11 protein-coding genes are annotated in these 12,505 nt (G+C 58.1%); 4 read left to right on the top strand and 7 right to left on the bottom strand.

Annotated features, from left to right (window positions below; translation table 11 throughout):
- Positions 1-21 precede the first annotated feature (21 nt).
- Positions 22-783 (bottom strand): uridine phosphorylase, encoded by a 762-nt coding sequence (gene udp / locus KHQ23_RS08515; RefSeq protein ID WP_002883419.1) that lies wholly within the window; start codon positions 781-783, stop codon positions 22-24.
- A 272-nt stretch (positions 784-1,055) separates the two neighbouring features.
- Here udp and KHQ23_RS08510 point away from each other — a divergent pair, with 272 nt between their 5' ends.
- The gene (locus tag KHQ23_RS08510) at positions 1,056-1,868 is read left to right on the top strand and encodes a dienelactone hydrolase family protein (RefSeq protein WP_016947175.1); all 813 of its coding nucleotides are present in this window, start codon (positions 1,056-1,058) and stop codon (positions 1,866-1,868) included.
- A 58-nt stretch (positions 1,869-1,926) separates the two neighbouring features.
- Here KHQ23_RS08510 and metE read toward each other — a convergent pair whose 3' ends face one another.
- On the bottom strand, positions 1,927-4,191 hold the full coding sequence (gene metE, locus KHQ23_RS08505) for a 5-methyltetrahydropteroyltriglutamate--homocysteine S-methyltransferase (RefSeq protein ID WP_002883416.1): 2,265 nt from the start codon (positions 4,189-4,191) through the stop codon (positions 1,927-1,929).
- 247 nt (positions 4,192-4,438) lie between these two features.
- Here metE and metR point away from each other — a divergent pair, with 247 nt between their 5' ends.
- The gene (gene metR / locus KHQ23_RS08500; RefSeq protein WP_002883415.1) at positions 4,439-5,392 is read left to right on the top strand and encodes an HTH-type transcriptional regulator MetR; all 954 of its coding nucleotides are present in this window, start codon (positions 4,439-4,441) and stop codon (positions 5,390-5,392) included.
- Here the strand turns inward: metR and KHQ23_RS08495 are convergent.
- From KHQ23_RS08495 to pldB, 3 genes are all read right to left on the bottom strand, one after another.
- Positions 5,280-6,179 carry a carboxylate/amino acid/amine transporter gene (locus KHQ23_RS08495; protein ID WP_002883414.1) on the bottom strand — a complete coding sequence of 300 codons (900 nt, stop codon included), beginning with the start codon at positions 6,177-6,179 and terminating at the stop codon, positions 5,280-5,282. The genes metR and KHQ23_RS08495 overlap by 113 nt on opposite strands.
- Before the next feature lie 88 nt (positions 6,180-6,267).
- The gene (gene yigL, locus KHQ23_RS08490; protein WP_004146466.1) at positions 6,268-7,068 is read right to left on the bottom strand and encodes a sugar/pyridoxal phosphate phosphatase YigL; all 801 of its coding nucleotides are present in this window, start codon (positions 7,066-7,068) and stop codon (positions 6,268-6,270) included.
- Between the two features lie 44 nt (positions 7,069-7,112).
- Positions 7,113-8,105 carry a lysophospholipase L2 gene (gene pldB, locus KHQ23_RS08485; RefSeq protein WP_002883412.1) on the bottom strand — a complete coding sequence of 331 codons (993 nt, stop codon included), beginning with the start codon at positions 8,103-8,105 and terminating at the stop codon, positions 7,113-7,115.
- Between the two features lie 109 nt (positions 8,106-8,214).
- Here pldB and rhtB point away from each other — a divergent pair, with 109 nt between their 5' ends.
- Both rhtB and KHQ23_RS08475 read left to right on the top strand, forming a co-directional pair.
- Positions 8,215-8,835 (top strand): homoserine/homoserine lactone efflux protein, encoded by a 621-nt coding sequence (gene rhtB, locus KHQ23_RS08480; protein WP_002883411.1) that lies wholly within the window; start codon positions 8,215-8,217, stop codon positions 8,833-8,835.
- A 162-nt stretch (positions 8,836-8,997) separates the two neighbouring features.
- Positions 8,998-9,918, top strand: a complete 921-nt coding sequence (locus KHQ23_RS08475) for an Rpn family recombination-promoting nuclease/putative transposase (RefSeq protein ID WP_032435730.1) — start codon at positions 8,998-9,000, stop codon at positions 9,916-9,918.
- A 45-nt stretch (positions 9,919-9,963) separates the two neighbouring features.
- Here the strand turns inward: KHQ23_RS08475 and rhtC are convergent, their stop codons facing one another.
- Complete coding sequence (rhtC, locus tag KHQ23_RS08470; RefSeq protein WP_004177928.1) at positions 9,964-10,584, bottom strand: threonine export protein RhtC; 621 nt, start codon at positions 10,582-10,584, stop codon at positions 9,964-9,966.
- Between the two features lie 61 nt (positions 10,585-10,645).
- On the bottom strand, positions 10,646-12,472 hold the full coding sequence (recQ, locus tag KHQ23_RS08465; RefSeq protein WP_004152055.1) for an ATP-dependent DNA helicase RecQ: 1,827 nt from the start codon (positions 12,470-12,472) through the stop codon (positions 10,646-10,648).
- Positions 12,473-12,505 lie beyond the last annotated feature (33 nt).

Genomic DNA, 12,505 nt, shown 5'->3' with positions numbered 1-12,505 from the left:
CCTGACAGGGAAAGAGTTGAATTACAGCAGACGACGCGCCGCTTCCACGACGATTTTCACCGCGTGGCTTTCGGTTTGCTTCATGGTTTCGGCGTTAGGGATCTCTTGCTGGGTACGGTTCACGATAACCCCAGCCACCATCCCGGCGCGCAGGCCCTGGCTGGCGCACATGGTCAGCAGCGTGGCGGATTCCATTTCATAGTTCATCACGCCCATTGCCTGCCACTCTTCCATTGAGCCCTTGAAGCGGCTCACGACGCGGCCGGAGAAGGTGTCGTAACGCTCCTGGCCCGGGTAGAAGGTATCCGAGGAAGCGGTTACGCCGATATGGGTGGTGGCGCCGATTGATTTCGCCGCTTCCACCAGCGCGGTGGTACAGGCGAAGTCTGCGACGGCCGGGAACTCCATCGGCGCGAAGTGCAGGCTGGCGCCGTCCAGACGAACGGAGGCGGTAGTCACCAGCACATCGCCAACGTTAATGTGCGGTTGAATCGCGCCGGTGGTGCCGATACGCAGGAAGGTACGCACCCCCAGCTGCGCCAGCTCTTCCACGGCGATGGAAGTCGACGGGCCGCCGATGCCGGTAGAGCAGACGATCACTGGTTTGCCGTCCAGCTCCGCGCGCCAGGAGGTAAATTCGCGGTGAGATGCCAGCTTAACCGGCTTATCCATCAGCGCGGCGATCTTTTCCACACGCTCCGGATCGCCAGGGACGATAGCCAGCGTAGCCCCTTGTAAATCGTTCTTGGTGAGGCCGAGATGAAAAACATCAGACTTGGACATAAAAAACTCCTCTGTGGGTCGAATTATCAGCAGAAGCAAAACGGTACTGTACAGAAGCCCCTGGCAATATTTTGTGATGATAGTCACCAAGACCAATAATGATTGCAGTTGTTTTTCAGTAAATAGTGATACACATCACATTAACAAGTTATATTCATCATCACAGAACAAAAGATAGCCGCTTTCAGGCACTGTGCTTTATTACCGCCCGAACTAAAGGTAAAGGGTCTATAGTTACTGATGCGCTAATAAATAAGGGTACGGAGAATACCATGACCACCACCAAGCAACCTGGATTCGCACCTGCAGCTTCACCACACGCCGCAACCGCCGTTCATACGCCGGAAGAGCATATTATCGCCGGAGAGACGTCGATTCCCTCTCAGGGTGAAAACATGCCGGCCTACCACGCCCGCCCGAAAAACGTCGATGGCCCACTGCCGATTGTTATCGTGGTACAGGAAATTTTCGGCGTGCATGAGCACATTCGCGATCTTTGTCGCCGCCTGGCACAGGAAGGCTATCTGGCTATCGCGCCTGAATTATACTTCCGTCAGGGCGATCCGAATGAGTACCACGATATCCCGACCCTGTTCAAAGAGCTGGTCAGCAAGGTGCCGGACGCGCAGGTGCTGGCGGATCTCGACCACGTCGCCAGCTGGGCGGCGCGCCACGGCGGCGATGCCCATCGTCTGCTGATCACCGGCTTCTGCTGGGGCGGACGCATTACCTGGCTGTATGCCGCGCATAACCCGCAGCTTAAAGCGGCAGTGGCCTGGTACGGTAAGCTGGTGGGAGAAAAATCACTGAATTCGCCGAAGCACCCGGTAGATATCGCCGTCGATCTCAACGCCCCGGTGCTTGGTCTGTACGGCGCTAAAGACGCCAGCATTCCGCAGGACACCGTCGAGACTATGCGTCAGGCGCTGCGGGCAGCCAACGCCACGGCGGAAATCGTGGTATATCCCGAAGCCGATCATGCCTTTAACGCCGACTATCGCGCCAGCTATCATGAAGAGTCAGCCAAAGACGGCTGGCAGCGGATGCTCGCCTGGTTTGCTCAGTATGGCGGTAAAAAAGGGTAATCGCCCTAAGCATGAAAAAAGGAGGCAAATGCCTCCTTTTTGATTTTTCGCGTAACGATTAGGCGGACTGGCGCAGATTTCGCGCCGCTTGCACCATATTCGCCAGCGCGGCGCGGGTTTCCGGCCAGCCGCGAGTTTTCAGGCCGCAGTCCGGGTTAACCCACAGTCGCTCCACCGGGATACGCTGCGCGGCTTTCTTCAGCAGCGCTTCGATCCACTCCACGCTCGGCACGTTTGGCGAGTGAATATCATATACTCCCGGCCCGATCTCATTGGGGTACTCGAACGCTTCGAACGACTCCAGCAGCTCCATATCGGACCGCGAGGTTTCAATGGTGATCACGTCAGCGTCCAGCGCGGCAATGGAGTCCATGATGTCATTGAACTCGCAATAGCACATGTGAGTATGGATCTGCGTGTCGTCTTTGGCGACCGCAGCATTAAGGCGGAAGGCTTCCACACCCCACTGCAGATAGGCATCCCAGTCGCTGCGCTTCAGCGGTAACCCTTCGCGCAGCGCCGGCTCATCAATCTGGATGATGCCGATCCCCGCCGCCTCCAGATCCGCCACTTCATCACGCAGGGCCAGCGCAATCTGTTTCGCGATGGTTTCACGGCTGACATCCTCCCGCGGGAAGGACCAGCACAGAATGGTCACCGGTCCAGTGAGCATCCCTTTCACCGGCTTGTCGGTCAGCGACTGCGCATACTTCGCCCAGTCGACGGTGATCGCCTGCGGACGGCTGACGTCGCCGATCACCACCGGCGGCTTCACGCAGCGGGAACCATAGCTCTGCACCCAGCCGTTTTGCGTGAAGATAAAACCGTCCAGATGTTCGCCGAAGTATTCCACCATGTCGTTCCGCTCGGCCTCCCCGTGCACCAGTACGTCTAAACCTAACCGCTCCTGCTCGACGATCGCCTGCTTAATATGTTCCGCAATCCCCGTCCGATAATGACTGGCGTCAAGGTTACCCTTTTTGAAGTCCAGGCGCAGGCCGCGGATCTCGGTCGTTTGCGGGAATGACCCGATGGTGGTGGTCGGCCATTTCGGCAGGTTAAAGCGCTGGCGCTGTGCCTGCGCGCGAACCTCATAGGGGCTGGCGCGCTGGCTGTCCTGAGCAGTGATCGCCGCCAGCCGTTTTTCCACCTCCGCGTTGTGCACGCGGGTCGAATGGCGACGGGCCTGGATTGGCGCGCTCCACTCGGTAATCGCCGCCGTATCGCCGCTGTTCAGCGCATCGCGCAGCAGCGCCAGCTCACCGCATTTCTGCAGCGCGAAGGCAAACCAGCTCTTCACTTCCGCATCAAGGCGCGTCTCCACGCTCAGATCGATCGGGCTATGCAGCAGAGAGCAGGATGACGCGACCCATAGCTCGCGCTTACCGACGAGGTCTTTAATTTGCGCATACTTTTCGGTGAGATCGGCGCGCCAGACGTTACGCCCATTGATCAAGCCCGCGGACAGCAGCCAGTCGGCCGGCAGGCGGTTGTGCAGTTCGGCAACATCATCTTTGCCGTGCACCAGATCGACGTGCAACCCCTGGACCGGTAGCGCAGCAATGGTCGCGAGATTGTCGCTAACGCCTTCAAAATAGGTAGTCAGCAGCAGCTTCACCTGGCCCTGCAGGGCGTCATAAGCCGGTTGAAAGGCCTCCAGCCACGCTGGCGGCAGCTCCAGCACCAGCGCCGGTTCATCAATCTGCACCCAATCGATGCCGCGCTTCGCCAGTTCGGCCAGCACCTGCTGGTAAACCGGCAGGATGGCATTCAGCAGGGTCAGGCGGTCAAACGGTTCACCTTTCACTTTACCCAGCCACAGATAGGTTACCGGCCCCAGCAGCACGGGCTTGATCTTGTGGCCCAGCGCCAGCGCTTCGTCTACTTCATCCAGCAGTTGGGTCCAGCTCAGTTTGAACTGCTGGCCCTTCACGAACTCCGGCACCATATAGTGATAGTTGGTGTTAAACCATTTGGTCATTTCCGCAGCGGCGGCCGGTTCGCCAGTCGGCGCGCGGCCGCGGCCAATGCGGAACAGGGTATCGATGTCGATGGATCCGTCTTTGTTCTGATGACGAGCCGGCACGTTGCCAAGCAGCAGGCTGGTAGTCAGAACATGGTCGTACCAGGCGAAATCCCCCACCGGCAGCAGATCAACGCCCGCCTGTTTCTGCTGCTCCCAGTGACGGGCGCGCAGCTCACGGCCTACCGCCAGCAGTTCCTCGCGAGTGGCGTTGCCCGCCCAGTAGCTCTCTTGCGCTTTTTTCAGCTCGCGGCGCAGGCCAACGCGAGGAAAACCGAGGGTGTGGTTAATAATTGTCATTTTTGTTCCTCTCTTATTTCATTGAATCTGAAGAAAAAATCTCAATAGTTCGGCTTGCAGGAAGGCGGCAACGATGCGCATCCCCAGGAGCTTACTGAAGGAAGTGACTGGGGTAAGCAAGGCAGCCAACGCATCTGCAAGTCGAAATATGACGAGTTTTAGACGTCCAGATGTTTACACATCCATAATTGACAGTTACTGTATATTCCTCAAGCGCAAATTGCTCATGGCGAAGTGAAGGACTTTCATGATCGAAATTAAACATCTGAAAACGCTGCAAGCGTTGCGGAACAGCGGTTCACTGGCGGGTGCGGCAGCGGCCCTGCACCAGACCCAGTCCGCCTTGTCTCACCAGTTCAGCGATCTGGAACAGCGCCTTGGCTTTCGTCTCTTTGTGCGTAAGAGCCAGCCGCTGCGTTTTACGCCTCAGGGGGAAATCCTCTTACAGCTGGCCAACCAGGTGCTGCCGCAGATCGCTCGCGCCCTGCAGGACTGTAACGAACCACAGCAGACCCGGCTGAGGCTGGCTATCGAATGTCACAGCTGTATTCAGTGGCTGACGCCGGCGCTGGAGAATTTCCGCGCCCGCTGGCCACATGTGGAGGTCGACTTCCATTCCGGCGTCACCTTCGACCCACAGCCTGCGCTGCAGCAGGGTGAACTGGATCTGGTGATGACCTCCGATATTCTGCCGCGCAGCGGCCTGCACTACTCGCCGATGTTTGATTTTGAGGTGCGTCTGGTGCTGGCGCCCGAGCATCCGTTAGCTATGAAGACGCTGGTTACCCCGGAGGATCTGGCCGCGGAAACGCTGTTGATTTATCCCGTGCAGCGCGGGCGCCTCGATATCTGGCGCCACTTCCTGCAGCCGGCCGGCATCAGCCCGCAGCTGAAAAGCGTCGATAACACGCTGTTGTTGATCCAGATGGTGGCTGCCCGGATGGGCATCGCCGCGCTGCCGCACTGGGTGGTGGAAAGCTTTGAACGCCAGGGCCTGGTGGTCACCAAAACCCTGGGTGAGGGATTATGGAGCCGGTTGTACGCGGCCGTTCGCGATGGCGAACAGCGTCAACCGGTCACCGAAGCGTTTATTCGCTCTGCGCGGAACCACGCCTGCGATCATCTGCCGTTTGTCCGGAGTGCGGAGCGACCCAGCGGCGATGGACCCACAGCGAGGCCAGGATCACCAACGCTCCGCTAATAAAGCTCGGCCAGTGCGGCTGCTCCTGCCAGATGGCAAGGTTAACCAGCAGCCCGGCGGGGACATGGACGTTATTCATGATCCCCAGCGTGCCGGCATCCACCTGGGTGGCGCCATAGTTCCACATAAAGTAACCCAGCCCGGAAGCCACCACGCCGAGCCACACCAGCACGCTCCACTGCAGCGTGGTGGTCGGCAGCTTCTGGGCGTTGCCGAGCATAAACCACGCCGCCACCGCCACGATAAAGGCCCCGACATAGAACCAGGCAAAGGCATTGTGCTGCGGCATCGGACGCACCTCCATCAGACGCTTATACCCCACCATACCGATGGCGAAGCAGAGGTTTGACAGCTGTACCAGTAACAGCCCGGTCCAGAAATGATCGCTGACTTTGTCATAGCGGATAATCGCCGCCCCCAGCACCGCCAGCGCGGCACTCAGCAGATAGCCCCAGCGCAGCTTACGTCCGCTGAGCAGGTCGTAGATCAGCGTGATATACAGGGGAGTAAACACGGTAAACAGCAGAAATTCCGAGACCGTCAGATAGAGATAGGCGCGGAAAGCCAGCAGGTACATGATGCCTAGCTGCATCGCGCCCACCAGCATATAGAGCACGATCGTGCGCGGAGACTGGCCGCGCGTGCGCAGGAAAGGCAGGAACACTAGCGCCGCCAGGCCCACGCGCATCAGCACCGAAAAATAGCTGTCGACGCTACCGGCCAGGTATTCGCCAATCAGGCTAAAAGAAAAGGCCCACAGGATAGTGGTGATAATTAACAGCGCCACAATGGTCGTCTCGTTGGATAAAGAACAGGCATTGTAGCGAAGAGTCAGGTTGACGACTGGACACTTATTCGCCAGTCGTCAATCTTTTTCAGTCGAGGTATAGCTTACGCAGGTAGTGCGGGACAGCATCGTCGGCGTTACTGCCGATCACTTCCAGTTCCGGATGCAGATCCTTCAGCCGCTGGTGGGCGTTGGCCATGATGCAGCCTTTGCCAGCCATCGACAGCATCTCAGCGTCGTTCATACCGTCGCCGAAGGCGATGCAATCGGAAAGAGTGTAGCCGAGCATCTTCGCCACCGCCTCCAGCGCATGCCCCTTCGATACCCCACCCGCCATGACTTCCAGGCAGGTTAAGGTGGAGAAGCTGACGTTCACCCGATCGCCCCAGCGGGCGTTCATCGCCTGCTCCAGCGGCAGCAGATGCTCATGATCCTCGCAGGTAAAGAATACTTTGCTGATCCCCTGCGGATCCAGTTCGCCCGGCTCATACAGCTTGTAGTTAAACACCGCCTCCTTGAAGAAGCGCATCTCTTCCGGACGATGGCGGTTCATATACCACTCGTCTTCCCGATAAACGTTAGTGACGATTTTCGGGTCGTTACGCACGATCTCAAACAGGTCGGCGGCAATATCGCGATCGAGGTTATGGGCAAAGATTTGCTGACCATCGCTATCGTGAACGCGAGCGCCGTTAGAGGTGATCATGTACGACCGGATGCCGAGATTATCGCGGATTTGCCCGACGTCGATGTAGTGACGGCCGGTGGCGAAGACGAAATTGATCCCACGGGCGGTAAGCAGCTTTAGCGTCTCTTTGGCATACGGGGTCAGGAAATGATCGGGAGAAAGCAGCGTGCCGTCTAAATCAGACGCAACAACCTGGTACATAAAAAAGTTAACCTCTAAGCAGGGCGACGAGCGTTATCGTCGGATTAAGTATGTCGATTGAAAAACTCGACGATGGCATTGAGCGCGACTGAGCGCATAGCGTCCTTTTCAAAAAGGATCTCATGATATGCCCCTTCAATGACGAGCGGCTTACCGCCCTCACAGGGATGGCCGGCAGCGGCCCGTAATTCGCAATAGCGGTCGTGCATCAGATTATCGACCACCCGCTCCTCCTCCGCCTGTAAAAGCAGCGTCGGGGCGGTATCTTTTTCCACATTCGCCAGCACTTCGTCGCCGGCCAGCATGCCCTCACGCACCCAGTGCCAGGTCGGACCGCCGACCTGCAGCCGCGGCTCATCGGCATAGAAGCGCAGGTTGCGACGATAGCGTTGCCGACTGTGCGTCAGCACGTTAACGGCAAAAGGCAGCGCCCGCCAGCGCCCGGTGCCGATAGCATACTCTTCGCGAATGCGCTGATGGCCCTCAGCCCAGTCGAGAATATGGCGCACCATCCAGTCCGGCAGCCGAATGATAATCCCGAACATCGGCGCGCAGAGCGCTATTGCATCGCAATGCGCCCGGTAACGTTGCAGAAAAAGCGTGGCAATCGCTCCGCCCATAGAATGGGCAAGGATAAACCGTTTTCGCCAGTGTCCAGGAACCACCTGCTGCTGCCAGAGCGCGGCCAGGTCATCAACATAGTCGCTGAAGTTAACCACGTGTCCGCGGTGGGTATCTGAGAGCAGGCGGCCCGAGCGTCCCTGCCCGCGATGGTCAATGATCATCACGTCAAAGCCGCAGTGAAAGAGATCGTAGGCCACTTCAGCATACTTCACGTAGCTTTCAATGCGCCCGGGGCAAATCAACACCAGACGATCGTTATGTTGCGCGCAAAAGCGGACAAAGCGTACCGGTACATCGTCGACGCCTTTAAATTCAGCTTCTTCGCGCTGTCGCCAGAAATCCGTCAGCGGCCCCATGCTAAAGGCCGCAAACGCGTTTTCTCGTGTTTCCCAGTCCTTTTTCTGCCCAAACATCGGGTTTACACCCCTGTTAACCGCTGAAAATCGTTTTTTTACCGTGTATCACACAATGCTGACACAATAGCGTATTGTGGCATAAAAACAGACAATCAGGGAGTTTCTCATGACCATTGAGTGGTGGTTCGCCTACCTGCTGACATCAATTATTCTCAGCCTGTCGCCGGGTTCCGGAGCGATTAATACCATGACCACCTCCATTAACCACGGATACCGCGGCGCGGCGGCGTCGATTGCCGGTTTGCAGACCGGGCTGGCCATTCATATCGTGCTGGTTGGCGTTGGTCTCGGCACTCTCTTCTCCCGCTCGGTGCTGGCCTTTGAGGTGCTAAAATGGGCCGGCGCCGCCTACCTGATCTGGCTGGGTATCCAGCAATGGCGGGCGGCAGGGGCGATCGACCTGAATACGCTGGCGAAGGCGCAGACGCGCGGCAAACTGTTCCAGCGCGCGGTGTTCGTAAATCTCACCAATCCCAAAAGCATTGTTTTTCTGGCCGCCCTGTTTCCGCAGTTTATCCTGCCGCACCAGCCGCAGGTGATGCAATATCTCGTTCTGGGCGTCACCACCATCGTCGTCGATATCATTGTGATGATTGGCTATGCGACCCTGGCGCAGCGCATTTCCGCATGGATCAAAGGGCCAAAGCAGATGAAGGCGTTGAACAAAGTCTTTGGTTCACTGTTTATGCTGGTCGGGGCGCTGCTCGCCTCCGCCCGCCATGCCTGAATCATGGAATCTCGCTCGCAAAGAGAGGTTCGCGAGGTGAACGACGCTTTCTCTCTGCGCGAGCCGGCGCGCAAAGTGGGTAATTAATTTTTTTGCCCGCTGTCGGCGCTGAACCCGCCGTGCCAGGATGCCGCCAGATACGTGATTCATGGATGAACGGCAATGGCGGAAACGGCGACCCCTCATGATGCGGTATTTAAAACTTTTCTCTCACGGGTAGAGACGGCGCGCGATTTTATCGAGCTCCACCTGCCTCCGTCGTTAACACAGATCTGCAAACTGGACACCCTGCGTCTGGAATCCGGCAGCTTTCTTGAAGACGATCTCAGGCCTTACTACAGCGATATCCTATATTCGCTGGAAACCACCCGCGGTGCGGGCTATGTCCATGTTCTGATCGAGCACCAGAGCGCACCCGATAAGCTGATGGCCTTTCGCTTAATGCGCTATGCCGTCGCCGCCATGCAGCGGCACCTGGAGAGCGGCCATAAAACGCTGCCTCTGGTTATCCCTATTCTCTTCTATCAGGGACGACGCAGCCCCTATCCCTGGTCGATGCGCTGGCTGGATAATTTTGCCGATCCTGAGACCGCCAGCCAGCTGTATAGCGGGTCGTTTCCGCTGGTCGATATCACGGTGATCCCCGACGACGACATCATGCAGCACCGCAGCATGGCAGCCCTGACGCTGGTGCAAAAGCACATCCGCCAGCGCGATATGGCGCAATTGCTGGATAAGTTGACCCACCTCTTAATGCTGGAGCAGATGAGCGGACAACAAATCACCGTATTGGTAAACTATATGGCTCAGGCAGGGGATGCCGAAGATACTCGGACACTCTTGTACGGGCTGGCACAGCGCGTGCCGCAGCATGGAGGATTACTGATGACGCTGGCGGAAACATGGCTTGCAGAAGGTATGGAGAAAGGCATCAGGGAAGGCGTACAGCAAGGCATAAAAGAAGGGAAACACCAGGCTCTGGTGCAGGTTGCCGAAGCGATGCGCAGTCGCGGTATTGATGACCAGGCGATTATGGAAATGACCGGTCTGTCTGAAGACGAGCTGCAGCGGCTTCGCCACTGATACTTTCCCACCCGGAAAACAACCGGGTAGGAAACAGCATGCCGGTTAACGCGAGATAATCAGGTGGATGCCGAAGCCCGCAAACAGCGTACCGGCGATACCGTCGATCCACTTCGCCATCCGCTGATAGCCGCGGCGCATCCCCGGCAGGGCGAACAGGCTGGCAACCACCATAAACCAGGCCAGCGTCTCAACGATAATCAGCAGGAAAATGCCCCAGCGCGCGCCGGCGCCGACGCTGTCACCCACGAACAGCGAAAACACCGAGCCGAAGTAGATAATCGCTTTCGGATTCGCCAGATTGGTCAGCAATCCCTTCACGAAGCTGCGTCCGCTGCGGGCCAGCTCCACCTGCGGCTCCGCCGAGGCCACCGTCTCTTTTTTCAGCGCGCCACGCAGCATCTGGTAGCCCATCCAGCATAGATACAGGCCCCCGCCGACCATTATAATGTTATGCAGCCACGCCATCCGGGCGAGGATCAGGTTCAGGCCGAGCAGCGCCACTCCCGCCCAGACCATGACGCCGCAGGTGATCCCCAGCACACCCATCATCGCCTCTCTGCGCGAGCGGCTGATGGCCGTTTGTGAGACAAAGAAAAAGTCCGGCCCCGGGCTCATCAGCGCAATGATATGCACCAGCGCCACGGTGAGGAAAAGCATCAGCATAGTTAACTCGCAGGAAAATAATGAAGAGAGAAACTATTCTGGCACTTTTTCAGCCAGCTGACTACTCATCGTCGCCATCAACATGCGCCCGGATCAGCGCCATAAACGGCTTCCCGAAACGCTCGAGCTTGCGTGTCCCCACGCCGTTGACGCTGAGCATTTCTCCGGCGGTCAGCGGCGATTGTTCGGCCATCTCGATAAGCGTCGCGTCGTTGAAGACCACATATGGCGGGATGTTCTCTTCGTCGGCGATCGCTTTACGTAATTTGCGCAGCTTGGCGAACAGTTTACGGTCGTAATTGCCGCCAAAGGATTTCTGCATCGCCTTTGGCTTCAGCGCCACGATACGCGGCACGGCGAGCTGCAGCGGCACTTCGCCACGCAGCACCGGTCGCGCGGCTTCGGTCAGCTGCAGCGCGGAGTGCTGGGCGATATTCTGCGTCACCAGCCCAAGGTGGATCAGCTGGCGGATCACGCTCACCCAGTGCTCGTGACTTTGCTCCCGGCCGATACCGTAAACCGGCAGCTTATCGTGGCCCATCTCTCGGATGCGCTGGTTGTTGGCCCCGCGCAGGACCTCCACCACGTAACCCATTCCGAAGCGTTGATTGACCCGGTAAATCGTTGAAAGCGCCTTGCGGGCGTCCATTAAGCCATCGTACTGCTTTGGCGGGTCAAGACAGATATCGCAGTTGCCGCACGGCTCCTGACGCCCTTCGCCAAAATAGTTCAGCAGCACCAGACGGCGACAGGTCTGCGCTTCGGCAAACGCCCCCATCGCATTCAGCTTATGCCGTTCGATATCCTGTAGCGGCCCGGCGGGTTTTTCTTCCAGACAGCGGCGCAGCCACGCCATATCCGCCGGATCGTAAAACAGCATCGCTTCCGCCGGCAGGCCATCACGCCCGGCGCGGCCGGTCTCCTGATAGTAGGATTCAATATTGCGCGGAATATCAAAATGCACCACAAAGCGGACGTTCGGCTTGTTAATGCCCATCCCGAAGGCCACCGTCGCCACCACGATCTGCAGATCGTCGCGCTGGAATTTCTCCTGCACCTCGGCGCGCACGTCGTTTTCCAGACCGGCATGGTAAGCCGCCGCGCTAATACCGCGGCTTTGCAGCCTGGCGGCGGTGTCTTCCACTTTCGAACGGCTGTTGCAGTAGATAATGCCCGATTTGCCGCGCTGATCCTGAACGTAGCGCATCAGCTGATCGAGCGGCTTGAATTTCTCCATCAGCATATAGCGGATGTTTGGCCGGTCGAAGCTGCTGACCTGAATCAGCGGATCGTTAAGCCCCAGCAGGCGGACGATATCGCGGCGGGTGGTATCATCGGCGGTGGCGGTCAACGCCATAAACGGGATCTGCGGCATCCGCTGACGCAGCTGGCCCAGCGCGGCATATTCCGGACGGAAGTCATGGCCCCACTGCGAGATACAGTGCGCCTCGTCTACCGCCAGCATCGCCAGGTTCCAGTTCGCCAGATGCTCAAGAAAGTTATCCAGCATCAGCCGTTCCGGCGCGATATACAGCAGACGAACCTGCCCGCTGCGGCAGCCGGCCATCACCTCCTGCTGCTGCTCGCGGCTTTGTGTCGAGTTCAGACAAGCCGCCGCCACGCCGTTGGCCAGCAGCTGATCGACCTGGTCCTTCATCAGCGAGATCAGCGGTGAGACCACGACCGTCAGACCGCCCATGACCAGCGCCGGCACCTGATAGCACAGCGACTTGCCGCCACCGGTCGGCATGACCACCAGGCAGTCCCGGCCTTCGAGCGCCGTCTCGATAATCGTTTCCTGGCCAGGACGGAACTGCTGGTAGCCGAAGGTCTCTTGTAAAACCTGCTTAGCCAGCGATTCCTGATTTAATACTTCCGCCTGTGCCACGTTGACCCCATTTGCCTGAAAAGAAAACAGGCG

This window comes from Klebsiella sp. 64 (assembly GCF_018223915.1).
Lineage (GTDB): Bacteria > Pseudomonadota > Gammaproteobacteria > Enterobacterales > Enterobacteriaceae > Klebsiella > Klebsiella pneumoniae.
Note: the sequence above shows the minus strand (reverse complement) of the source record. Positions and strands in the feature narration are given on the sequence as shown.

Excerpts from the sequence above, each read along its gene's own strand:
- yigL (WP_004146466.1), bottom strand. The coding sequence starts at position 7,068 with ATGTACCAGGTTGTTGCGTCTGATTTAGACGGCACGCTGCTTTCTCCC.
- rhtB (WP_002883411.1), top strand. The coding sequence starts at position 8,215 with ATGACCATTGAGTGGTGGTTCGCCTACCTGCTGACATCAATTATTCTC.
- KHQ23_RS08475 (WP_032435730.1), top strand. The coding sequence starts at position 8,998 with ATGGCGGAAACGGCGACCCCTCATGATGCGGTATTTAAAACTTTTCTC.
- metR (WP_002883415.1), top strand. The coding sequence starts at position 4,439 with ATGATCGAAATTAAACATCTGAAAACGCTGCAAGCGTTGCGGAACAGC.
- udp (WP_002883419.1), bottom strand. The coding sequence starts at position 783 with ATGTCCAAGTCTGATGTTTTTCATCTCGGCCTCACCAAGAACGATTTA.
- pldB (WP_002883412.1), bottom strand. The coding sequence starts at position 8,105 with ATGTTTGGGCAGAAAAAGGACTGGGAAACACGAGAAAACGCGTTTGCG.
- KHQ23_RS08510 (WP_016947175.1), top strand. The coding sequence starts at position 1,056 with ATGACCACCACCAAGCAACCTGGATTCGCACCTGCAGCTTCACCACAC.
- metE (WP_002883416.1), bottom strand. The coding sequence starts at position 4,191 with ATGACAATTATTAACCACACCCTCGGTTTTCCTCGCGTTGGCCTGCGC.
- rhtC (WP_004177928.1), bottom strand. The coding sequence starts at position 10,584 with ATGCTGATGCTTTTCCTCACCGTGGCGCTGGTGCATATCATTGCGCTG.